The following is a 20,590-nucleotide window of genomic DNA, read 5'->3' on the forward strand; positions in this document are numbered from 1 at the left end:
TCAATTTCGATGCCGTTGGTTGTACCCGTTGTTCATTGTGAGTATGGTCACATTAACCCGGGGGCCCACAGGCCTCCCGCGAGCAGATAGGGATGCGAACCGAAGTGTCCACGTATCACATGACCGCCGGCGACGACGGGTCGCCGATCCAGTTACTCTCGCCGGATGGCGTTCGTCACCACCACGAGCGGTACGACCGCTATCTCACCGACGTCGAGGGCGACGACGGCCCCCAGCTTCTCGTCTCGCTGTACGAGGACATGGTGGTCGCCCGCCGCATCGACGCGGAGGGGACCGCGCTTCAGCGCCAGGGACAGCTCGGGCTGTGGCCCCCGTTCGTGGGTCAGGAAGCCGCGCAGGTCGGCTCGGCACGTGCCATCGCGGCCGACGACTTCATCTTCCCGAGCTACCGCGAGATCGGCGTCGCGTACATCCGGGGCGTCGCCCTACCCGACCTCGTCCGCCAGTGGCGCGGCAACTCACACTCGGGCTGGGATCCGTTCGAGTTCAACATGGCGCCCTCCCAGGTGGTGATCGGGGCGCACACGCTGCACGCCGTCGGCTACGCCATGGGTGTCCAGTTCGACGGCGCGGAGACCGCCGTCGTCACATACTTCGGCGACGGCGCGACAAGCCAGGGCGACGTCAACGAATCCATGGTCTTCGCAGCGAGCTATCAGGCCCCGGTCGTGTTCTTCTGCCAGAACAACCAGTGGGCCATCTCCGAGCCGGTCGGCATCCAGGCCCACGTGCCGATCGCGCTGCGTGCGCCCGGTTTCGGCATCGCCAGCGCTCGGGTGGACGGCAATGACGTGCTCGCGTGCCTCGCCGCGACGCGCGAGGCTCTCGAGCGCGCGCGCTCCGGGAACGGACCCTCCTACATCGAGGCGGTCACCTACCGCATGGGACCGCATACGACGGCGGACGATCCCACCAGATACCGCGACCCCAACGAGCTCGAGGACTGGAAGGAGCGCGATCCCATCGCGCGCCTCGAACGCTATCTCGAGAGCGTCGGCCTGCTCGACGACGCGGTGCGTACGCGAGTCGCCGCCAAGGCGGACACGGTCGCGGCGGAACTGCGCGAGGCAACGATCCACATGCCCGATCCGGCTCCCGAGGACGTGTTCGCCCACGTCTACGCCGAACCGCACGCCGTCCTCGAACGGCAGCGGGACCACTTTGAGCGCTATCGGACCGGCCTTGCCGGGGCCCACGCGGAAGGAGGGCACTGATGACTGAGCAGCTGGCCCCGAAGGCCTCTCAGATGACGTTCGCCAAGGCCCTCAACGCGGGCCTGCGGCGGGCCATGGAACGCGATCCGAAGGTCGTGCTCATGGGCGAGGACATCGGAAAGCTCGGAGGCGTGTTCCGCATCACGGACGGCCTCCAGAAGGACTTCGGCGCGCACCGTGTCCTCGACACCCCCCTTGCCGAGTCCGGGATCATGGGCACCGCGATCGGTATGGCCTACCGCGGGTACCGGCCGGTCGTCGAGATCCAGTTCGACGGCTTCGTCTACCCGGCGTTCGACCAGATCGTGGCCCAGGTCGCGAAGCTCCACTACCGCAGCCTGGGCCGGGTCAAGGTTCCGCTCACGATCCGCATCCCGTTCGGCGGCGGCATCGGTTCGCCCGAGCACCACTCGGAATCGCCTGAGGCGTACTTCGCCCACACCGCGGGCCTCCGCGTCATGGCGGTCTCGAACCCGCAGGACGCGTACTCGATGATCCAGCAGGCCATCGCGTGCGACGACCCGGTCGTGTTCTTCGAGCCGAAGCGCCGCTACCACGACAAGGGCGACGTCGACGAGTCGTTCGGGCTCGAGGTTCCCGATGGGCTCGGCATGGGATCGGCCCGCGTCGCGGTCGAGGGCCACGACGTGACGCTCGTGAGCTACGGTCCGCTCGTCAAGACATGCGTCGACGCGGCGGTTGCCGCCTCGGACGAGGGTGTCTCGGTGGAGGTCATCGACCTGCGCTCCCTCGCGCCCGTCGACTACGCGACGCTCGAGGCGTCGGTGCGGAAGACGGGGCGGCTCGTCATCGCGCATGAGGCGTCCCAGACCGGCGGCCTCGGCGGGGAGATTGCGGCGAGCATCACCGAGCGGTGCTTCTACTACCTCGAGCACGCTCCTGTGCGCGTCACGGGATTCGACATTCCGTATCCGTACTCGAAGCTCGAGTTCCACCACCTCCCGGACCTCGACCGAATCCTTGACGGAGTGGACCGCTCACTCGGGCGCCCGAACTCGCTGAGCGGGACCGAGGAGGGCGAATGAGCGTCGCGAGCGCAGGAACCCACACTCGCGAGTTCCGGCTGCCGGACCTCGGCGAGGGCCTCACCGAGTCGGAGATCGTGGCGTGGCGGGTTGCCGTCGGAGACACCGTCCAGCTCAACCAGGTGATCGGCGAGGTGGAGACGGCGAAGGCCGTCGTGGAGCTCCCGAGCCCGTACGCGGGAAAGGTCACGGCCCTGCTCGCCGAACCGGGCCAGGTGGTGGCCGTGGGAACGCCGATCGCGGAGTTCGAGGTCGAGGGCCAGCCCTCGGGCGGTTCTGCCGGAGGCGGCGCGCCGAAGCGCGAGCCCAACCTCGTGGGCTACGGCGCGATGCCGGAGGCCACGGGCCGCCCGGCCCGCAAGGCCCGCAGCTGGGGCGGCGGCGCCACGAGTGCGCCGGTCGTGCGGTCCGCTCCCGCGCTGGCCGTGCCGGCTGCGCCGGCCGTCGTGCCCGCTTCGGCTCGGGCCGCTGCGCCGGCCGCCGTGCCCGCTTCGGAGCCGGTCCCGGCGCCCGGGCCCGAGGGGACGGAGCGGCCGCGCTCGACCCCGCCCGTGCGCAAGCTCGCGAAGGATCTCGGCGTGGATCTGACTTCGGTCCGCGGCTCTGGGCCCCGGGGTCTCGTGACCCGGGATGACATCCTGCGTCAGGTGGGCACTCCGGAGCCGGAGGTCCTGGAAGGGCAGGTGCCGGCTCGGGAGACCCGGCAGCTGCGGGTCGCTCCCGAGGCTGGCGAACGCGAGACGCGCACGCCGATCCGCGGGGTCCGGAAGCAGACGGCCGCGGCGATGGTCGCGAGCGCGTTCTCGGCGCCTCACGCGAGCGAGTTCCTGACGGTCGACGTCACGCCGGCGATGGAGCTCCTCGCGCGGCTCAAGGCGTCGAAGGCGTTCGCGGGCGTCAAGATCACGCCCATGACGCTCGTCGCGAAGGCCGTGCTGGTCGCCCTGCGCCGGAGCCCGTCGCTCAACTCGCGGTGGGACGAGGCCGCCCAAGAGATCGTCCAGTACCACTACGTGAACCTTGGCTTCGCGGCCGCGACGCCGCGCGGCCTCATGGTGCCGAACGTCAAGGACGCGGACGCGATGGACCTCACGCAGCTCGCGGAGGAGATCAGCCGCCTCGCGACATCGGCGCGCGAGGGCCGCGTGAGCCCCGCGGACCTCACCGGTGGGACGCTCACGATCACGAACATCGGCGTCTTCGGCGTCGACGCCGGCACGCCCATCCTCAATCCGGGGGAGGCAGCGATCCTCGCGATGGGCCAGGTGCGCCGCCTGCCATGGGAACACCGCGGCGAGGTCGCCCTGCGCGACGTCGTCACGCTCTCGCTCTCGTTCGACCACCGCCTCGTTGACGGCGAGCAGGCCTCGCGCTTCCTCGCCGATGTCGGCGCCATCATGGCCGACCCCGGCATGGTCATCGCGATGGTGTGACGCCAGAGACCAGAGGGGTCTAGGTCACGGGTCTCTAGGTCATGGGCTTGACGGCCCTGGCGCGGGTGCAGCCAGGGCCGCAAGCGCCATCGCCTCGAGGAGGCGCCGGGCGCGCCCGGCGGGAACCCTGCCGCCGCCCACCGAATGCGGGGTCGAGTTGATGAGCCCGAACGCCGCCTGCGCCCGGACACGGAGCTCGGCCGGGGAGGCATCGGGGTGCAGCCCCGCGAGGGCGCGCGCCCACACGTCGACGTACCGGCGCTGGAGGCTGCGCACCGAGGAGCGGTCGTCGGGGGAGAGATTCGTGAAATCCCGGTCCTGGACCCGAATGACATCCGGCTTCGACAGAGCGAAGTCCACGTGAAAGGCGACGAGCGCGCGAAGGATGCCGTCGCCGTCGTCCGCCGTGTCGTGGAGCCCGCCGCCCGCCACCCGCAGCCCGCCCTCGAGCAGCTCCTCGCTCACGCCGACGAGGAGCGCGCCGAGCACGGCCTGCTTGCCCGCGAAGTGGCGGTAGATCGCCGGGCCGCTGACGCCGGCCGCGGCCCCGAGGTCGTCGAGCGAGACGCCCGCGAAGCCCTGCGCCGCGAACAACCCGGCGGCGGCATCGAGCAGCGCCTGCCGGCGGACCGCCTTCGCTTCGCTTCGGGCGCTGGGGCTCTCGCTCATGTGCTTCTCCTGGAACAGCCATCCTGTGCTGGACATCACAGTTAATCAAGACTAACTTGGATTCCAGTTAATCGTCACTAACCCAAGGCGGGAATCGATGGAGACGCTTCTCAGCCGCGTCGACCCGGCGGGTACCGAATTCGCCGAGAACGACGCCGCGCAGCGGGCCCTCGCGGGCGAGCTCGCCGAACGCCTCGCCGTCACAGCCCTCGGCGGGCCCCAGCGCTCGCGCGAGCGGCACGTGGCCCGCGGCAAGCTGCTCCCGCGCGAGCGGATCGACGCCCTCCTCGACGAGGGATCGCCCTTCCTCGAGATCGCGCCGCTCGCAGCGAACGGCATGTACGGCGACGAGAGCCCCGGGGCGGGCGTCATCGCGGGCATTGGCCTGATCCACGGCCGCCACGTCCTCGTCATCTCGAATGACGCGACGGTCAAGGGCGGCACGTACTACCCCCTGACGGTCAAGAAGCACCTTCGGGCCCAGGAGATCGCACTAGAAAATCGCCTCCCGTGCGTGTACCTCGTGGACTCGGGCGGCGCGTTCCTTCCGCGGCAGGACGAGGTCTTCCCGGACCGCGACCACTTCGGGCGCATCTTCTACAACCAGGCCCGCATGTCCGCGGCCAAGATCCCGCAGATCGCAGCCGTCCTCGGCTCGTGCACTGCCGGTGGCGCCTACGTGCCCGCGATGAGCGACGAGACGGTGATCGTGCGCAATCAGGGCACGATCTTCCTGGGCGGGCCGCCGCTCGTGAAGGCGGCCATCGGCGAGATCGTCTCCGCCGAGGAACTCGGGGGCGGCGAGGTCCACGCGCGGATCTCCGGCGTCGCCGACCACCTCGCGGAGAACGACGAGCACGCCCTCGAGATCGTCCGGGGCATCGTCGCGACGCTCCCCGCGCCGCGGAATGCGCCGTGGGACGTGGCCGTCGCCGTTGAGCCCAAGGCAGAGCAGCGCGAGCTGTACGGGGCCGTCCCGACTGACGTCAACGCCCAGTATGACGTGCGCGAGGTCATCGCCCGGCTCGTCGACGCGAGCGCGTTCCACGAGTTCAAGAAGGAGTACGGCTCGACGCTCGTGACGGGCTTCGCCCGGATCCACGGCCACCCCGTAGGAATCGTCGCGAACAACGGGGTCCTGTTCTCGGAATCGGCCATGAAGGGCGCGCACTTCATCGAGCTGTGCGACCAGCGCGGCATTCCGCTCGTGTTCCTGCAGAACATCTCGGGGTTCATGGTGGGCCGCGACGTCGAGCGCGGCGGCATCGCGAAGCACGGCGCCAAGATGGTCACGGCCGTCGCGACCACGCGCGTGCCCAAGCTCACGGTCGTGATCGGCGGCTCGTTCGGCGCGGGCAACTACTCGATGTGCGGACGCGCGTACTCGCCGCGATTCCTCTGGATGTGGCCGGCGAGCCGCATCTCGGTCATGGGCGGAAACCAGGCGGCGAGCGTCCTCGCGACCGTCAAGCGCGAGCAGCTCGAAGGGCACGGCGAGGAATGGTCCGCCGAGGACGAGGACGCGTTCAAGGCGCCCATCAAGGCCCAGTACGAAGCCCAGGGCAGCCCCTACTATTCGACGGCCCGGCTGTGGGACGACGGCGTGATCGACCCGGCCGACACGCGCCGCGTCCTGGGCATGGCCCTCGACGTCGTCGCTCTGGCCCCGCTGCCCGAGACGTCCTTCGGCGTCTTCAGGATGTGAGGAACGTGAGTCCGATCCAGAAAGTCCCGCTCTTCACCAAGGTCCTCGTCGCGAATCGCGGCGAGATCGCGTGCCGCGTCATGCAGACCCTGCGGCGGCTCGGCATCCCGTCCGTCGCCGTCTACAGCGACGCCGACGCCGGCGCGCGCCACGTTCGCGAGGCCGATGAGGCCGTCCGCATCGACCCCGCTCCCACGGGCCCCCAGACCCCGGTGCAGAGCTACCTCAACATCGGCGGGATCGTCGAGGCCTGCCGCGCCGTGGGCGCGGACGCCGTCCACCCCGGCTACGGCTTCCTGAGCGAGAACGAGGCGTTCGCCCGCGCGCTGGGCGAGGCCGGCATCGCGTTCGTGGGCCCGGGTGTCGAGGCGCTGACGGTCATGGGAGACAAGATCAGCGCGAAGAACCACGTCGCGGGCTTCGGCGTCCCGGTGGTGCCCGGCATTGCACGCCCCGGGCTCACCGATGCGGAGCTTGTCGAGGCGGCCGACGGCGTGGGGTACCCGCTGCTCATCAAGCCCTCCGCCGGGGGCGGCGGCAAGGGCATGCACGTGGTCGAGTGCGCGGACGAGCTTCCCCGCGTCCTCGCGACGGCACGCCGCGTCGCGGCCGCCGCGTTCGGCGACGACACGCTCTTCCTCGAGCGGCTCATCCGCGCGCCGCGGCACATTGAGGTGCAGGTCCTCGCTGACCAGCACGGGACCACGATCCACCTCGGCGAGCGCGAATGCTCGCTCCAGCGGCGGCACCAGAAGGTCATCGAGGAGGCGCCGTCGCCGCTGTTCGACACGCCGCTCGGCGCCGAGACACGCGAGCGCATCGGCAAGGCCGCGTGCGACGCGGCCCGGAGCGTCGGCTACACCGGAGCCGGGACCGTCGAGTTCCTCGTGAGCGACGAGGCCCCGGACGAGTTCTTCTTCATGGAGATGAACACGCGCCTCCAGGTCGAGCACCCCGTGACCGAGATGGTGACGGGCGTGGACCTCGTGGAGCTGCAGCTGCGGGTCGCGGCTGGCGAGCCGCTCCAACTCGCGCAGGAGGACGTGCGGCTCAACGGGCACGCCATCGAGGCGCGCGTGTACGCCGAGTCGCCGCAACGGGGCTTCCTCCCCGTGACGGGCCGGGTCGAATTCCTGTCCGAGCCTGCGGGGGAGGGCGTGCGCGTCGACAGCTCGCTCGGAGAAGGGCTCGAGATCGGCGCCGACTTCGACCCCATGCTGTCCAAGGCCATCGCCTGGGGCCGGGATCGCGCGGAGGCGCTCGAGCGGCTCGACGCCGCGCTCGCGGGGTACACGGTCCTCGGCGTCCAGACGAACATCGAGTACCTGCGCCTCCTCCTCGCCGACGCCGAGGTCCAGGCGGGTCACCTCGACACGACGCTCATCGAGCGGCGCCTCGAGCACCTCGCGTTCCGCGAGCCCGGCACCCCCGAATACGTCGCGGCCGCGCTGCTCTCGGAGCGCATCGGCGAGCCCGGAGCGGGCACGGGGCCGTGGCGGCCCGATTCGTGGCGCCTCGGTGCCCCCGCGCCGAGCCGCGTCACGCTCGGAACGCCCGACGGCGGCGTCGCCACGGTCCGCGTGGCCGGTGGTGCCGAGCCCACGGTGAGCCTCGACGGCGGCTCCGAGCGCAAGGCGAGCCTCGCCGTCGTCGGCCATAGCGCCGCGCTCGAGCTGGACGGCGAGCCCTACCGGTATGCGTGGGCCGTCAGCGCCGAGGACGGCGGCGCGGGCCGCACGCTCTTCGTGGGCGACGGCGGATGGTCGGTCGCGCTGCCCGTGCTGGACCGTACGCAGCGGCTCGGGCGCGTACTCGACGGCATTCACCATCACCCGGGGGAGGCCTCGCCCGACGTCCGCTCGCCCATGCCGGGAACGGTCGTCTCCGTCGCGGTGGCCCCGGGCCAGGCAGTCGAGGAGGGCCAGCCGCTCGTGAGCGTCGAGGCGATGAAGATGGAACACCAGCTCGTCGCCGCGCTCGGGGGCACCGTCCAGCTGCACGTCTCGGTCGGCTCGCTCGTCAAGGCGGACCAAGTCGTCGCGACCGTAGTCCCTGCAGAGTCAGACCCGGCCACAACTGGCCCGGCCGCAACCAGCCCGAAAGAAACCTAAGGAGCCACCATGGTCGACTTTCAGCTCGACGACGACTACCGGGAGCTCAGCGAGACCGTTCGCGCGTTCGCCGACGAGGTCGTCGCCCCCGCCTCCCAGAAGCACGACGAGGAGCACAGCTTCCCCTACGAGATCGTCTCCCAGATGGGGGAGATGGGCCTCTTCGGGCTTCCGTTCCCGGAGGAGTACGGCGGCATGGGCGGTGACTACTTCGCCCTCGCGCTCGCGCTCGAGCAGCTCGGGCGCGTGGACCAGTCGGTCGCGATCACGCTCGAGGCGGGTGTATCCCTCGGGGCCATGCCGATCTATCGCTTCGGCACCGACAAGCAGCGGGAGACCTGGCTGCCCGAGCTCGCCGCCGGGCGCGCCCTCGCGGGCTTCGGACTCACCGAGCCCGAGGCCGGCTCGGACGCGGGCGGCACGAAGACGAACGCCCGGCTCGAGGAGGGCGCCGAGGGACGCGAATGGGTGATCAACGGCTCGAAGGAGTTCATCACGAACTCCGGTACGGCTATCACCAAGTTCGTCACGGTCACCGCCGTGACGGGCACCGAGACCCGGGCCGACGGCCGGACCCGCAAGGAGATCTCCACCATCATCGTCCCCGCGGGGACCCCTGGGTTCCGGGCCGAGAAGCCGTACAACAAAGTGGGTTGGAACGCCTCCGACACGCACCCGCTCTCGTTCAAGGACGCGCGTGTTCCCGAGGAGAACCTGCTTGGCGTGCGCGGCCGCGGGTACGCGAACTTCCTGTCCATCCTCGATGAGGGCCGCATCGCGATCGCGGCGCTCGGCACGGGCGCCGCCCAGGGCTGCGTGGACCTATCCGTCAAGTACGCGCAGGAACGCAGCGCGTTCGGCTCGAACATCGGCAAGTACCAGGCCATCCAGTTCAAGATCGCCCGCATGCAGGCCCGAGCCCACACGGCCCGCCTCGCGTACTACGACGCAGCCGCGCGCATGCTCGCGGGCAAGCCTTTCAAGACCGAGGCGGCCATCGCGAAGATGGTCGCGGGGGAGGCCGCGATGGACAACGCGCGCGACGCGACGCAGGTGTTCGGCGGCTACGGGTTCATCAACGAGTTCACGGTCGCCCGCCACTACCGCGACTCGAAGATCCTCGAGGTCGGTGAAGGGACCACGGAAGTCCAACTCATGCTCATCGCTCGCGAGCTCGGGCTGTAGCGTAGATCACGAAAGCAGCCCGGGTCAGACAAGCGGCCGTATGGAGGTTCTGTGATCAACAAAGTGGTGGCCAGCGTCGAGGAAGCGGTGGCGGACATCCCGGACGGGGCGTCGCTCGCCGTCGGCGGTTTTGGCCTGTGCGGCATCCCGGTGGGGCTCATTGACGCTCTGCACCGGCAGGGCACGAAAGACCTCGAGACCATCAGCAACAACTGCGGCGTGGACGATTGGGGCCTCGGGATCCTCCTGAGCGCCGGGCGGATCCGGCGGACGGTGAGCTCGTACGTGGGAGAGAACAAGGAGTTCGCGCGCCAGTTCCTCTCCGGCGAGCTCGAGGTGGTGCTCACCCCGCAGGGGACCCTCGCCGAGAAGCTCCGCGCCGGCGGCGCGGGCATCCCCGCCTTCTATACCTCGGCCGGGGTGGGAACCCAGGTCTCAGAGGGCGGCCTGCCCCAGAAGTACGACGCCGAAGGGAACGTTGTGAAGGCGTCCTCGCCGAAGGAAGTGCGCACCTTCCACGGCGCCGACTACGTGCTCGAGGAGTCCCTCACGCCGGACTTCGGGCTGGTCCACGCCCTCAGGGGCGACCGCCACGGCAACCTCGTGTTCCACGAGACGGCCATGAACTTCAACCCGCTGTGCGCGATGGCCGGGCGGATCACGATCGCCGAGGTCGAGGAGCTCGTGGAGCCGGGCGAGCTCGACCCCGAGCACATCCACACGCCGGGCATCTTCGTCCAGCGCGTCGTGCACGTGCCCGCCGACAGCCCCTTGGGCGAGAAGCGGATCGAGAAGAGGACTGTGGCCGAGACGAAGGGGGCCTCCTGATGCCGTGGAACCGCAACGAGCTCGCGGCACGCGTCGCGCAGGAGCTCTCGAACGGCCAGTACGTGAACCTCGGGATCGGGATGCCGACGCTCATCCCGAACTACATCCCGACCGGCGTCGAGGTGGTGCTGCACTCCGAGAACGGGATCCTCGGCACGGGGCCGTACCCCGTCGAGGACCGGGTGGATCCGGACCTCATCAACGCCGGCAAGGAGACGGTGACCATCAAGAAGGGGGCCGCGTTCTTCGACTCGGCGACGTCGTTCGGCATGGTCCGCGGCGGCCACGTGGACGTCGCCGTGCTCGGCGCGATGGAGGTCTCGCAGAACGGCGACCTCGCCAACTGGATGATCCCCGGCAAGATGGTCAAGGGGATGGGCGGCGCGATGGACCTCGTGTTCGGGGCGAAGCGGCTCATCGTCATGATGGACCACACGGACAAGCACGGGAACCCGAAGATCCTGCCCGAATGCACGCTGCCCATCACGGGCAAGGGCTGCGTTGACCGCATCATCACGGATCTCGGGGTCATCGACGTCGTGCGCGACGCCGGCACCAGCCTCGTGGGGGCAGGCCTCGAGCCCGCCACGCCGGCGGGGGCCGTCCTCGTGCTCCGCGAGCTGGCCCCGGGCGTGACCGAGGAGGAGGTCGTCGCGGCGACCGCCGCCGAGCTCGAGGTGGAGATCCATGACAACGAGCCCTGAGCCGGAATCGGACGCGCCGCGGGTCATCGAGCAGCGGGGGCTCTACTTCGACGAGCTCGAGGAGGGCGTCGTCTATGCGCACCGGCCCGGACGAACGGTGACGGAGGCGGACAACGTCCTGTTCACTACCCTCACCATGAACACGCAGGCCCTCCACCTCGATGCGGCGTGGAGTGCGGGCCAGCCGTTCGGCCAGCGGCTCGTGAACTCGATGTTCACGCTCGCCACCGTCGTGGGGCAGTCCGTCGCCCAGCTGACTCAGGGCACGATCGTGGCCCAGCTGGGCCTGACCGACGTCTCGTTCCCGCATCCCGTGTTCCACGGCGATACGCTCTACACCGAGACGGTCGTCGTCGAGAAGCGGCTCTCCTCGTCGCGTCCCGGCCAGGGCATCGTGACCATGGAGCACACGGGTCGCAATCAGGACGGCGTCGTCGTCGCGCGGGCGAAACGTTCGTGCCTCATGTGGACCAAGGAAGCACACCGATGACGCCCTCAGAATCAGACCGGCCAGCGCCTTTCAGCATGGGCCCCGCCCTGCTGTTCTGCCCGGCCGACCGGCCCGAGCGCTTCGGGAAGGCCGCCGACCGGGCCGACGCCGTCATCCTCGACCTCGAGGACGCCGTCGCCCCCGACGCGAAGGCAGCGGCTCGGCATCACCTCACCGCCGCATCGCTCGATCCGCGGCGCACGATCGTGCGGGTCAACGCCGCGTCTACTCCGGACTTCGACATCGATCTGGACGCCCTCGTCGCGACGCCATACCGAACGGTCATGCTGGCGAAGGCCGAATCGCCCGCGCAGCTGCGGCGGCTGGCGGGCTTCGACGTCGTCGCCCTCTGCGAAACGGCGGCGGGCGTGCTCAACGCCGCGGCCATCGCGGCCGAGCCCAACGTCGTCGCGCTCATGTGGGGTGCCGAGGATCTTGTGGCGTCCTTGGGCGGGACGTCGAGCCGAGCGGACGACGGCGGGTACCGCGCCGTCGCGCTGCACGCGCGGTCCACGGTCCTCCTTGCCGCCGGCGCGGTCGGCAAGGCGGCCATCGACGCCGTCTACACCGCGATCCAGGACCTCGAGGGGCTCGCGGCCGAGGCTGCGGACGCCGTCGCGTCGGGGTTCGCGGCGAAGGCGTGCATCCATCCGAGTCAGGTGGCGCCCGTGCGGGAGGCCTACCAGCCGACCCCCGAGGCCGTCGACGCCGCGCGAGAGCTCCTTGCGGCATCCGAGGCCGCCGGGACCGGGGTGTTCGAGCATCGGGGCAGGATGATCGACGGACCGATCCTCCAGCACGCCGAGGCGCTGCTTCGACGCGCCGGGCGGAGCGCCGAGCTCTAGCGACCGGCGCACCGTCAGGGACCGGACGGTCGGCCCCAAAATCGGATATAGGATTCTTGGGTGTTCGCTCTGGTCCTGCTCGCCGTCGTCGCCGGGGCCTTGGCGCAGCGCGTGGCCGGGCTCGGCTTCGGGCTCATGGTCTCGCCGATTCTCGTGGTCCTGCTGGGTCCGCTCGACGGCGTGATGATCGTCAACGCGTGCGGCGCGGCGTCGTCACTCCTCATCCTCTCGAGGGTCTGGCGCGACGTCGAGTGGCGCCGGTACGTAGGCCTCATCGTGCCCGGATTCGCGGGGATCGCGGCGGGGGCGTATCTCGCGAGCCACGTCCCTGCGGCGCCCCTCGAGATCGGGATCGGCCTCGTCCTCGTCGCCGGCCTCGTGGCGTCTCAGCTCGTAGCCCGCGCACGGCGCCGGCTCGAGGGAGCGGTCGACGGCCTGGGCATCATGGCGGCGAGCGGCTTTTCGAGTGGGCTCATGAACGCCGCGGCGGCCGTCGGCGGCCCCGCGGTCACCGCGTACGCGGTGCTCAGCCGCTGGGATCAGCGCCGATTCGGCGCGACCCTCCAGCCGTACTTCATCACGACCGGAACCACGTCCCTCCTCGCCAAGGTCTTCGCGACCGGGGGCCATTGGCCGGCGCTCGAGCTGTGGCAGTGGGTGCTCGTGTTCGTGTGCATGCTCGTCGGGATCGTGGTCGGCGACCTCCTCGCCCGCCGCGTGGCCGGCGAGACCGTGCGGCGCTTCGTCATCGGCATCGCCTACGCGGGGGCGGCCCTCGCCATCGTCAACGGGATCAGCCACCTGCCCGGAGGAGCGTAGGCCGGGCGCACGCCTGGGTTGCGCGCAGGCCTGGGGTCTGACCCGTCATCAAAATGGCGGCGGCGGCTCGTCGCCTTGGGGTGTTGGGTTGCCTTGGGGTGGTGGGTCGTGTTCCAGGGATGGGTCGTCTGGCCACGGCGAGTCCGGCAAGACCTGGAGCGGCGCGAGCAGTCGGCCCCGGTCCGCGGGTTCGGTGCGATACGTCCGACCCAGGGGAGAGCGCCATTCGAGGAGATCGGGCGAGTACCCGGGGTCTTCGGCGGCGGCGTGTGAGTACGTCCAGGCCCCGATGGACTTGAGGGCATGGTGGCGCGGGCACAGGGACGCCAAGTTTGAGGCCTCCGTGGTCCCGCCGTTCTGCCACTCGACAGTGTGGTCAGGTTCGCAGGCCTGGGCCGGCCGGTCGCAGCCCGGGAAGCGGCACGTGCCGTCGCGGTAGGACAGGTATCGCCGCAGGGCTTGCGGCGGGCGGTAGGCATCCCGACCCACGCCGAGGGCCTCGCCGGTCGTAGCATTCACGAAGAGGCGGTTCCACGCAGGAGCCAGCGACGCCAAGTACCTGGCGGTTGGCGCGTCGATGGGCCCGTATCCTTCGAGCACAGCCCCCGCATCCCCTGAGTTGTGGGTGGCTCCCAAGTCCCTGGCCGAGTCCCCGGCCGAGTCCCCCGCCGAGCCTCCGGCGCCGCCGAGACCGAGAAGAAGCGGCGCCGGTACTGTCACAGTGATCTCAGGGCGGAAGGGGCCGAGCGGAACCCGCAGGTCGAGGGCCTCGGTGAACGCGGGCTCACCGGAGGCTGCCTCATCGGACGCCGGCTGTTCGGGCCGGGCCTCGGTAAACGCCGCCTCACGGGACGTTGCCTGATGGGACCCTGCGGCATCGGTCCCCGCGTCGTGGGACGGGAACAGGAGGCGTTCGGCGAGGGAGTCGGCCCGCAACTCGGGCAGGGTCCGGGTCTCACCGGAGCGGGCGGCCGCAGCACGGGCGTCGTGGTCGATCCCGGAGTACACAGCGAGTCCGGCCTCGGCGGGCATGCGCGCCGTGAGCAGACACATGCCGTCGGGTTCGGCATCGAACCAGACGCCCCGCTCTCGCATGGCTGCTTTTTTGCGGGTCTCGATGCTCTCGGGATGAAGGCGCTCGCGGAGCTTGCGGAGACACGAGCGAAGCTCCCCAGGGGTTCGGCGGCGGCCACCGTGAGTGAAGGCGCGCTGAAGTGCGAGGCGGGCGAAGCTCGTGGCGTAATCGGGCGGCACCGATCGCGCGGCGTCGAGGATGACCTTCGCATGCGCCTCGCCGATCTTCGCGTCCTCAAGGGCGTCGAGCGTTTCCCAGTGAGGGCCGCAGAGATCGATCGCGTCGTGGAGGAGCCGGGCAGCGGCATGCTCGGAAACCGAGGTGGCGGTCGCCACCTCGGTCACGGCGAGCGCGTGGGCCTCCTCTCCGTCGAATCGCGGCGGCTGAGCTTCGCTCCTCCCGAACTCCTCCTCGCCAATGGCGTCGGCGACCCGTGCGAGCGCCCGCATCTTCATGGCGGTGACCCAGGCAATCACTTCGTCGGCGGCCACGGCGAGCTCGAGTGCTCGCGATGCGTCCAGGAACGACGCGACTGGGACACGGAGCTCCCCAGCGAACGGCGACTCAGTCTCGGGAGAGAACACGACGGACGGCAGCCACGGGTCAGCGGTCTCGTCGACTGCCTCAACAGCCATGTTCCCCACCCCCCTGAAGATGAATCCAGACTATTCAGGGGGTCCGACATTTTGGCGTCAGTCGACCGAAGTGAGGCAGACGATGTGCCCGTCCGCGTCGCGGACCACGGCCACGTCCTCGCCCCACGGCTGGCGCACGGGCGGATCGACGACGACGCCGCTCAGGACACCACATGCGGTTTACTGGTGCCATGCAATCTCCCGCCGAGCAGCGTTCCGTGATCATCCTCGGCTCGACAGGAAGCATCGGACGGCAGGCGATCGACGTCGTCGACGGTGCCCCCCACCGCTTCCGCGTGACGGCGCTCAGCGCAGGAGGCGGCAATCTTGGCTCGCTCGCGCTTCAGGCCGTGCACACGCGTGCCGAGGCGGTGGGAATCGCGCAGGGGAGCGTCGACGAGCTCCGGGATCGCATCGCGGACGCGTCCGCCGCGGCGGGCGTCACGGACTACGCCCCCGAGCTGTTCGTGGGTCCCGAGGCCTCGAGCCGTATCGCCGCCTGGACCGGCCCAAGCGGCCCGGCCGACGTGGTCCTCAACGGGATCACGGGGAGCATCGGCCTGGCCCCGACGCTCGCCGCCCTCGCGTCCGGCGCCACACTGGCCCTCGCGAACAAGGAGAGCCTCATCGTGGGCGGGACCCTCGTGAAGAGCGCGGCGGCCGTCGGCCAGATTGTTCCCGTCGACTCGGAGCACTCAGCGATCGCCCAATGCCTCCGCGCGGGTCGCGCGGACGAAGTGGACCGCCTCATCCTCACGGCCTCGGGCGGCCCTTTCCGGGGCCGCACTCGCGCCGAGCTCGCCGACGTGACGCCCGAGGAAGCCCTCAACCACCCGACCTGGGACATGGGCAAAGTCGTCACGACGAACTCGGCGACCCTCGTCAACAAGGGCCTCGAACTCATCGAAGCCCACCTCCTGTTCGACGTCCCGCTCGAGGCGATCGACGTCGTCGTCCATCCCCAGTCGGTGGTCCACTCGATGGTGCAGTTCACGGACGGGTCGGTCATCGCGCAGGCCTCGCCGCCCGACATGCGCCTCCCGATCGCCCTGGGACTCGGCTGGCCCGACCGCGTGGCCCATGCCGCGGAGCCGTGCGACTGGAGCCGAGCGACGGCGTGGACCTTCGAACCGCTCGACGCGCGGGCCTTCCCCGCGGTCGAGCTCGCCAAGGATGCGGCGAAGCAGGGGAGCACGTATCCTGCGGTATTCAACGCCGCCAACGAGGAGGCCGTCGAGGCCTTCCACGCGCGCCGCATCGGTTTCCTCGACATCGTCGATACGGTGGAGGCCGTCCTCGCGGAGCATGGAGGATCCTCGGAGATGTCTGTGGAAACCGTCCTGGCCGCCGAGGAATGGGCACGGAAGCGCGCGCACGAGCGTTTGGCTAGCTGAGCCACAAGCTGTAAGGAACCCTGTGAACCCCACCGTCCTCTTCGTCCTGGGCGTCGTCTTCGTCGCCGTGGGCATTGCCGTGTCCATCGCCCTGCACGAGATCGGGCACCTGCTGCCCGCCAAGCTGTTCAACGTCCGCGTGACCCGCTACATGATCGGCTTCGGCCCCACCATCTGGTCCACCCGCAAGGGCGAGACCGAATACGGGATCAAGGCGCTTCCGCTGGGCGGCTATGTGCAGATGGTCGGCATGTACCCGCCGAACCGCCGCGACGGCTCCGTCCGGCAGTCCAGCACGGGCATCTTCCAGGGGCTCGCGGAGGCCGCGCGCGATCAGGCGCACGAGGAGGTCCGCCCCGAGGATCACGGGCGGCTGTTCTACCAGCTTCCGGAGTGGAAGAAGATCATCGTCATGCTTGGCGGGCCGGCGATGAACATCATCCTCGGATTCGTGTTCATGGCGATCGTGCTCGTGGGCTTCGGCATCCCGCAGCCCACGAACCAGATCGCGAGCGTCTCGGCGTGCATGGTGTCGTCGAACCAGCAGACCGCGGTGGACACCTCGACGTGCACGAAGACTCCGGCGGCCGCGGCCGGTCTCCGGTCCGGCGACACCGTGGTCCGCTTCGACGGCAAGCAGGTCACGGGCTGGGACCAGCTGTCCTCGTGGATCCGGGCGTCGGCCGGAAGGACGGTCGGCATCACGGTGCAGCGCGACGGCAAGGACGTGGACCTGACCATTACCCCCGTGCTCAACACAGTGGCCGTCTACGGCGCGGACGGTCAGCCCGCGAAGAACGCCGACGGAAGCTACAAGACCACCGAGTCCGGGTTCGTGGGCATCGGCTCGCGTCAAGCGCTCACGCCGCAGCCGATCACCGCGGTCTTCCCCGCGGTCGGTGAGAATATCGCCCAGGTGACGGGCGTCGTCGTCAATCTCCCGGCGCGCGTCGTCGCTGTAGGGCAGGCCGCTTTCAGCAGCGCCCCGCGCGACCCGAACGGTCCCATGAGCGTCGTGGGCGTGGGCCGGGCGGCCGGCGAGGTCGCCGCGCTCGAGGACGTCCCACTCTCGGCCCGCATCGCGACGCTGTTCGGCATCCTCGCCGGCGTGAACCTCGCTCTCGCCGTGTTCAACCTCGTTCCGCTGCTCCCGCTCGACGGCGGTCACGTGGCCGGCGCGCTGTACGAGGGCGCCCGGCGGCAGATCGCGCGCTGGCGCCGCAGGCCTGACCCGGGCCCGTTCGACATCGCCAAGCTGCTCCCGCTCACGTACGCGGTCGCGAGCGTCCTCCTCGTCATGAGTGCCCTGCTCATCTACGCGGACATCGTGAAGCCGGTGAAGCTGTTCGGCTGAACGTTCCTTGTCCGTGAAGGGATAGGCTGGTGACATGACCGTCTTCGCCGTTGAATACCTCTATGACGCCTCGACCGCCGCGCGCCGCGACGAGGTGCGCGCCGATCACCGCGGCTGGCTCGCGGGCGTCGCCGACCGGGGCCAGCTGCTCGCGAGCGGCCCGTATGACGACGGCTCGGGTGCGCTCCTGCTCTTCAAGGCCGACGACGCCGAGGCGCTCCAGGCGCTCCTTGCCGAGGACCCCTACTCGGTGGCCGGCCTCATCTCGGGCCTGACCTCGACCGCCTGGAGCCCAGTGTCCGGCCCGCTCGCCGCGCACTTCTGAGTCGCCACCCCTTTCGTCCGCAACACCTCGACGCAACACCGTTCGACAAGGAGCTCTCGTGACTTCGGTCAGCCTCGGAATGCCAGCCTCCCCACCGCCGGTCCTCGCGCCCCGGCGCAAGACCCGGCAGATCCAGGTCGGTTCATTGGGGGTCGGCTCCGACTTCCCGGTCAGCGTCCAGTCCATGACGACGACGCCGACCACGGACATCAACGCGACCCTCCAGCAGATCGCCGAGCTCACGGCCGCCGGCTGCGACATCGTCCGCGTCGCGTGCCCGTCCGCGGACGACGCCGAGGCCCTCCCGATCATCGCGAAGAAGTCGCAGATCCCGGTCATCGCGGACATCCACTTCCAGCCGAAGTACGTGTTCGCCGCGATTGAGGCCGGGTGCGCGGCCGTACGCGTCAACCCGGGCAACATCCGCAAGTTCGACGACCAGGTCAAGGAGATCGCGCAGGCCGCGAAGGATCACGGGACGTCGCTCCGGATCGGCGTCAACGCGGGCTCGCTCGACGCGCGGCTCCTCCAGAAGTACGGCAAGGCGACGCCCGAGGCCCTCGTCGAGAGCGCCGTGTGGGAGGCGAGCCTCTTCGAGGAGCACGACTTCCACGACTTCAAGATCTCGGTCAAGCACAACGACCCGGTCGTCATGGTCCGCGCGTACGAGCTGCTCGCCGAACGCGGCGACTGGCCCCTCCACCTCGGGGTGACCGAGGCGGGCCCCGCGTTCCAGGGCACCATCAAGTCCGCGACGGCGTTCGGCGCCCTCCTCTCGAAGGGGATCGGCGACACCATCCGGGTCTCCCTCTCGGCGCCGCCCGTCGAGGAGGTCAAGGTGGGCATCCAAATCCTGCAGTCGCTCAACCTCCGCCCGCGCCGCCTTGAGATCGTCTCGTGCCCCTCGTGCGGCCGCGCCCAGGTTGATGTGTACAAGCTCGCCGACGAGGTCACGGCGGGCCTCGACGGGATGACGTTCCCGCTCCGCGTCGCGGTCATGGGCTGCGTGGTGAACGGACCGGGGGAGGCCCGCGAGGCCGACCTCGGTGTGGCCTCCGGAAACGGCAAGGGCCAGATCTTTGTGAAGGGCGAAGTCATCAAGACGGTGCCCGAGAGCGAGATCGTCGAGACTCTTATCGAAGAGGCGATGAAGATCGCCGAGGAGATGGGGGAGGCCGATGGCGAAGATGCTGCAGCGGGCGGCCCCGTGGTCACCGTCTCGTAGTCGCAGAACCTCAATCCGCACGCTAGGGCACGAGGACACCCTCGAGCTCTGCGAACTCGCGGCCGCAGACCCCGTGGCGAACGTGTTCATCGCCTCGCACGTCCTCGCCACAGGCACGGCGGCGCCGACCCCGAGCGGCGCGGAGATCCTCGGCGCGTTCGACGGCGACGGGGGGCTCACGGGCGCGTGCTGGCTCGGTGCGAACATCGTCCCGGTCGGAATGACGGCCGACGACGCGCCCGCCTTCGCCAATGCCGTGCGCTCCGCCGATCGCCGCTTCGCCTCGATTTTCGGGCCCGCCGAGGCGACCCTCGCCCTGTACAACGGCATCGGTGGGCGGCGCGCGCGTGATGTGCGCGCCGTCCAGCCGCTCATGGCGATCGACGGCGGCCCCGCCGTTCGCCCGGATCCGCTGGTCCGCGTCACGACCCTCGACGACTTCGAGGTCCTCGCACCCGCGTGCGTCGCGATGTTCGAGGAGGAAGTGGGCTATTCGCCGGTCGTGGGCGGAAGCGACAACTACTACCGCCGGGTCCGCCAGCTCATCCAGCAGGGCCATTCGATGGCACGGTTCGGAGAGGACCGCGAGGTGCTGTTCAAGGCCGAGCTCGGCGCGGTTTCGTCGGCCGCTACCCAGGTCCAGGGCGTGTGGGTCAACCCCGCCCACCGCGGCCTCGGCCTGAGCCACGGCGGGATGGCCGCCGTCGTCGGTTTCGCACGCAAGCTCGCGCCCGTGGTGAGCCTGTATGTCAACGACTACAACCACCGGGCCAAGGCGTGCTACGAGCGCGTGGGCTTCGAGCGCGTGGGGACCTTCGCCACGGTGTTGTTCTGAAGGGCCCGCGCTGTTCTGAGGATCCGCGCTGTTCTGAAGGATCCGCGCTGTTCTGAAGGACTCAGGGCGCTCCGGGCTGACGCCCGGGCAGCGGGCCGGTCAGGTGGCGCTGGATGGCGGGCGCGAGGAGCCGCTCCGCCTCCTCTGCGGGGAGGGACGCGAGCGGCTCGAGCTTCACGATGTAGCGCGCGATCATGAACCCCACGACCTGGGTCGCCGCCATGGATGCGCGGAGTTCGCGCTCGGCGTCGTCCCCCGGGAGGCCCTCGGCGACGCGCGCGAGGATCCGCCGTCGCACGACGTCGGCCAGGAGCCTCGAACGTGATGTCGAGCTGATGGTCGCGCGGAAGAAGGCCGCGAGCGCGTGGCGCTGCGGGCCCTCCCACAGCCGAACGATTGCGTGCGCCACGAAGCGCCCGCGCTCCGCTAGGTCGCGTCCCTCGACGCCGTCGAGGATCACCTGCGGGTCGATCGGCAGCGCGACCGAGGCGGCGAAGAGGTCTTCCTTTCCGGCGAAGTAGTGGTGGACGAGGGCTGCGTCCACGCCCGCCTCGCGCGCGATCTGGCGCAGGCTCACGCCGTCGTACCCGTCGTCCGCGAAGAGGCGCGTCGCAGTGGCGACGATCTTCGCGCGGCGGTCGGATGCGCCGGGCGGGCGGGCCATCATGGTGCGCTCG

19 protein-coding genes are annotated in these 20,590 nt (G+C 70.1%); 16 read left to right on the forward strand and 3 right to left on the reverse strand.

Annotated features, from left to right (window positions below; translation table 11 throughout):
• Positions 1 to 92: 92 nt before the first annotated feature.
• Genes pdhA through ACOKR1_RS07820 form a run of 3 tightly spaced genes read left to right on the forward strand, consistent with a single transcriptional unit; the run spans position 93 to position 3,714 of the window.
• Positions 93 to 1,235 (forward strand): pyruvate dehydrogenase (acetyl-transferring) E1 component subunit alpha, encoded by a 1,143-nt coding sequence (pdhA, locus tag ACOKR1_RS07810; RefSeq protein WP_422936119.1) that lies wholly within the window; start codon positions 93 to 95, stop codon positions 1,233 to 1,235.
• Complete coding sequence (locus tag ACOKR1_RS07815; protein WP_422936120.1) at positions 1,235 to 2,281, forward strand: alpha-ketoacid dehydrogenase subunit beta; 1,047 nt, start codon at positions 1,235 to 1,237, stop codon at positions 2,279 to 2,281. Before pdhA ends, ACOKR1_RS07815 begins: the two co-directional genes overlap by 1 nt.
• On the forward strand, positions 2,278 to 3,714 hold the full coding sequence (locus tag ACOKR1_RS07820) for a dihydrolipoamide acetyltransferase family protein (RefSeq protein ID WP_422936121.1): 1,437 nt from the start codon (positions 2,278 to 2,280) through the stop codon (positions 3,712 to 3,714). Before ACOKR1_RS07815 ends, ACOKR1_RS07820 begins: the two co-directional genes overlap by 4 nt.
• A gap of 39 nt (positions 3,715 to 3,753) precedes the next feature.
• On the opposite strand, the gene ACOKR1_RS07825 is transcribed toward ACOKR1_RS07820, so the two are convergent.
• The gene (locus ACOKR1_RS07825) at positions 3,754 to 4,383 is read right to left on the reverse strand and encodes a TetR/AcrR family transcriptional regulator (RefSeq protein ID WP_422936122.1); all 630 of its coding nucleotides are present in this window, start codon (positions 4,381 to 4,383) and stop codon (positions 3,754 to 3,756) included.
• 97 nt (positions 4,384 to 4,480) lie between these two features.
• Here ACOKR1_RS07825 and ACOKR1_RS07830 point away from each other — a divergent pair, with 97 nt between their 5' ends.
• The 8 genes from ACOKR1_RS07830 to ACOKR1_RS07865 are packed head-to-tail and all read left to right on the forward strand — an operon-like array spanning position 4,481 to position 13,070.
• Positions 4,481 to 6,088 (forward strand): carboxyl transferase domain-containing protein, encoded by a 1,608-nt coding sequence (locus ACOKR1_RS07830; RefSeq protein ID WP_422936123.1) that lies wholly within the window; start codon positions 4,481 to 4,483, stop codon positions 6,086 to 6,088.
• A gap of 5 nt (positions 6,089 to 6,093) precedes the next feature.
• Positions 6,094 to 8,199: a biotin carboxylase N-terminal domain-containing protein gene (locus tag ACOKR1_RS07835; RefSeq protein ID WP_422936124.1), complete on the forward strand. Its 2,106-nt coding sequence runs from the start codon at positions 6,094 to 6,096 to the stop codon at positions 8,197 to 8,199.
• A gap of 9 nt (positions 8,200 to 8,208) precedes the next feature.
• A complete protein-coding gene (locus ACOKR1_RS07840) occupies positions 8,209 to 9,384 on the forward strand; it encodes an acyl-CoA dehydrogenase family protein (RefSeq protein ID WP_422936125.1) in 1,176 nt (391 codons plus the stop codon).
• A 51-nt stretch (positions 9,385 to 9,435) separates the two neighbouring features.
• Positions 9,436 to 10,212 (forward strand): CoA transferase subunit A, encoded by a 777-nt coding sequence (locus ACOKR1_RS07845; protein WP_422936126.1) that lies wholly within the window; start codon positions 9,436 to 9,438, stop codon positions 10,210 to 10,212.
• Positions 10,212 to 10,916: a CoA transferase subunit B gene (locus ACOKR1_RS07850; protein WP_422936127.1), complete on the forward strand. Its 705-nt coding sequence runs from the start codon at positions 10,212 to 10,214 to the stop codon at positions 10,914 to 10,916. The genes ACOKR1_RS07845 and ACOKR1_RS07850 overlap by 1 nt, the downstream gene beginning before the upstream one ends.
• Positions 10,900 to 11,406 (forward strand): MaoC family dehydratase, encoded by a 507-nt coding sequence (locus tag ACOKR1_RS07855; RefSeq protein ID WP_415854749.1) that lies wholly within the window; start codon positions 10,900 to 10,902, stop codon positions 11,404 to 11,406. Before ACOKR1_RS07850 ends, ACOKR1_RS07855 begins: the two co-directional genes overlap by 17 nt.
• A 35-nt stretch (positions 11,407 to 11,441) precedes the next feature.
• Entirely contained in the window at positions 11,442 to 12,251 is an 810-nt protein-coding gene (locus ACOKR1_RS07860; RefSeq protein ID WP_422936128.1) for an HpcH/HpaI aldolase/citrate lyase family protein, read from the forward strand.
• Between the two features lie 60 nt (positions 12,252 to 12,311).
• Positions 12,312 to 13,070, forward strand: coding sequence for a TSUP family transporter (locus ACOKR1_RS07865; protein WP_422936129.1), 759 nt, complete (start codon positions 12,312 to 12,314; stop codon positions 13,068 to 13,070).
• 48 nt (positions 13,071 to 13,118) lie between these two features.
• Here the strand turns inward: ACOKR1_RS07865 and ACOKR1_RS07870 are convergent, their stop codons facing one another.
• Positions 13,119 to 14,780 carry a DUF222 domain-containing protein gene (locus ACOKR1_RS07870; RefSeq protein ID WP_422936130.1) on the reverse strand — a complete coding sequence of 554 codons (1,662 nt, stop codon included), beginning with the start codon at positions 14,778 to 14,780 and terminating at the stop codon, positions 13,119 to 13,121.
• Positions 14,781 to 14,971: 191 nt separating this feature from the next.
• Between ACOKR1_RS07870 and dxr the strand changes: the two genes are divergently transcribed.
• The 5 genes from dxr to ACOKR1_RS07895 all read left to right on the forward strand — a co-directional run bounded on the left by dxr (position 14,972) and on the right by ACOKR1_RS07895 (position 19,913).
• The gene (gene dxr / locus ACOKR1_RS07875) at positions 14,972 to 16,174 is read left to right on the forward strand and encodes a 1-deoxy-D-xylulose-5-phosphate reductoisomerase (RefSeq protein WP_422936131.1); all 1,203 of its coding nucleotides are present in this window, start codon (positions 14,972 to 14,974) and stop codon (positions 16,172 to 16,174) included.
• A gap of 22 nt (positions 16,175 to 16,196) precedes the next feature.
• Entirely contained in the window at positions 16,197 to 17,528 is a 1,332-nt protein-coding gene (locus tag ACOKR1_RS07880) for a M50 family metallopeptidase (protein ID WP_422936132.1), read from the forward strand.
• 34 nt (positions 17,529 to 17,562) lie between these two features.
• A complete protein-coding gene (locus tag ACOKR1_RS07885) occupies positions 17,563 to 17,853 on the forward strand; it encodes a YciI family protein (protein WP_422936133.1) in 291 nt (96 codons plus the stop codon).
• 58 nt (positions 17,854 to 17,911) lie between these two features.
• Positions 17,912 to 19,078, forward strand: a complete 1,167-nt coding sequence (gene ispG, locus ACOKR1_RS07890; protein ID WP_422936134.1) for a flavodoxin-dependent (E)-4-hydroxy-3-methylbut-2-enyl-diphosphate synthase — start codon at positions 17,912 to 17,914, stop codon at positions 19,076 to 19,078.
• 73 nt (positions 19,079 to 19,151) lie between these two features.
• The gene (locus ACOKR1_RS07895) at positions 19,152 to 19,913 is read left to right on the forward strand and encodes a GNAT family N-acetyltransferase (RefSeq protein ID WP_422936135.1); all 762 of its coding nucleotides are present in this window, start codon (positions 19,152 to 19,154) and stop codon (positions 19,911 to 19,913) included.
• Positions 19,914 to 19,974: 61 nt separating this feature from the next.
• On the opposite strand, the gene ACOKR1_RS07900 is transcribed toward ACOKR1_RS07895, so the two are convergent.
• Positions 19,975 to 20,580 (reverse strand): TetR family transcriptional regulator, encoded by a 606-nt coding sequence (locus tag ACOKR1_RS07900; RefSeq protein ID WP_422936136.1) that lies wholly within the window; start codon positions 20,578 to 20,580, stop codon positions 19,975 to 19,977.
• Positions 20,581 to 20,590 lie beyond the last annotated feature (10 nt).

The sequence above is a fragment of the Sinomonas sp. P47F7 genome (genome assembly GCF_049332655.1).
Taxonomy (GTDB): domain Bacteria; phylum Actinomycetota; class Actinomycetes; order Actinomycetales; family Micrococcaceae; genus Sinomonas.

What these genes read in the sequence shown, in the direction of transcription:
- pdhA (WP_422936119.1), top strand. Translation starts at nt 93, where the DNA reads ATGCGAACCGAAGTGTCCACGTATCACATGACCGCCGGCGACGACGGG.
- ACOKR1_RS07815 (WP_422936120.1), top strand. Translation starts at nt 1,235, where the DNA reads ATGACTGAGCAGCTGGCCCCGAAGGCCTCTCAGATGACGTTCGCCAAG.
- ACOKR1_RS07820 (WP_422936121.1), top strand. Translation starts at nt 2,278, where the DNA reads ATGAGCGTCGCGAGCGCAGGAACCCACACTCGCGAGTTCCGGCTGCCG.
- ACOKR1_RS07825 (WP_422936122.1), bottom strand. Translation starts at nt 4,383, where the DNA reads ATGAGCGAGAGCCCCAGCGCCCGAAGCGAAGCGAAGGCGGTCCGCCGG.
- ACOKR1_RS07830 (WP_422936123.1), top strand. Translation starts at nt 4,481, where the DNA reads ATGGAGACGCTTCTCAGCCGCGTCGACCCGGCGGGTACCGAATTCGCC.
- ACOKR1_RS07840 (WP_422936125.1), top strand. Translation starts at nt 8,209, where the DNA reads ATGGTCGACTTTCAGCTCGACGACGACTACCGGGAGCTCAGCGAGACC.
- ACOKR1_RS07850 (WP_422936127.1), top strand. Translation starts at nt 10,212, where the DNA reads ATGCCGTGGAACCGCAACGAGCTCGCGGCACGCGTCGCGCAGGAGCTC.
- ACOKR1_RS07855 (WP_415854749.1), top strand. Translation starts at nt 10,900, where the DNA reads ATGACAACGAGCCCTGAGCCGGAATCGGACGCGCCGCGGGTCATCGAG.
- ACOKR1_RS07860 (WP_422936128.1), top strand. Translation starts at nt 11,442, where the DNA reads ATGGGCCCCGCCCTGCTGTTCTGCCCGGCCGACCGGCCCGAGCGCTTC.
- ACOKR1_RS07870 (WP_422936130.1), bottom strand. Translation starts at nt 14,780, where the DNA reads ATGGCTGTTGAGGCAGTCGACGAGACCGCTGACCCGTGGCTGCCGTCC.
- dxr (WP_422936131.1), top strand. Translation starts at nt 14,972, where the DNA reads ATGCAATCTCCCGCCGAGCAGCGTTCCGTGATCATCCTCGGCTCGACA.
- ACOKR1_RS07885 (WP_422936133.1), top strand. Translation starts at nt 17,563, where the DNA reads ATGACCGTCTTCGCCGTTGAATACCTCTATGACGCCTCGACCGCCGCG.
- ACOKR1_RS07900 (WP_422936136.1), bottom strand. Translation starts at nt 20,580, where the DNA reads ATGATGGCCCGCCCGCCCGGCGCATCCGACCGCCGCGCGAAGATCGTC.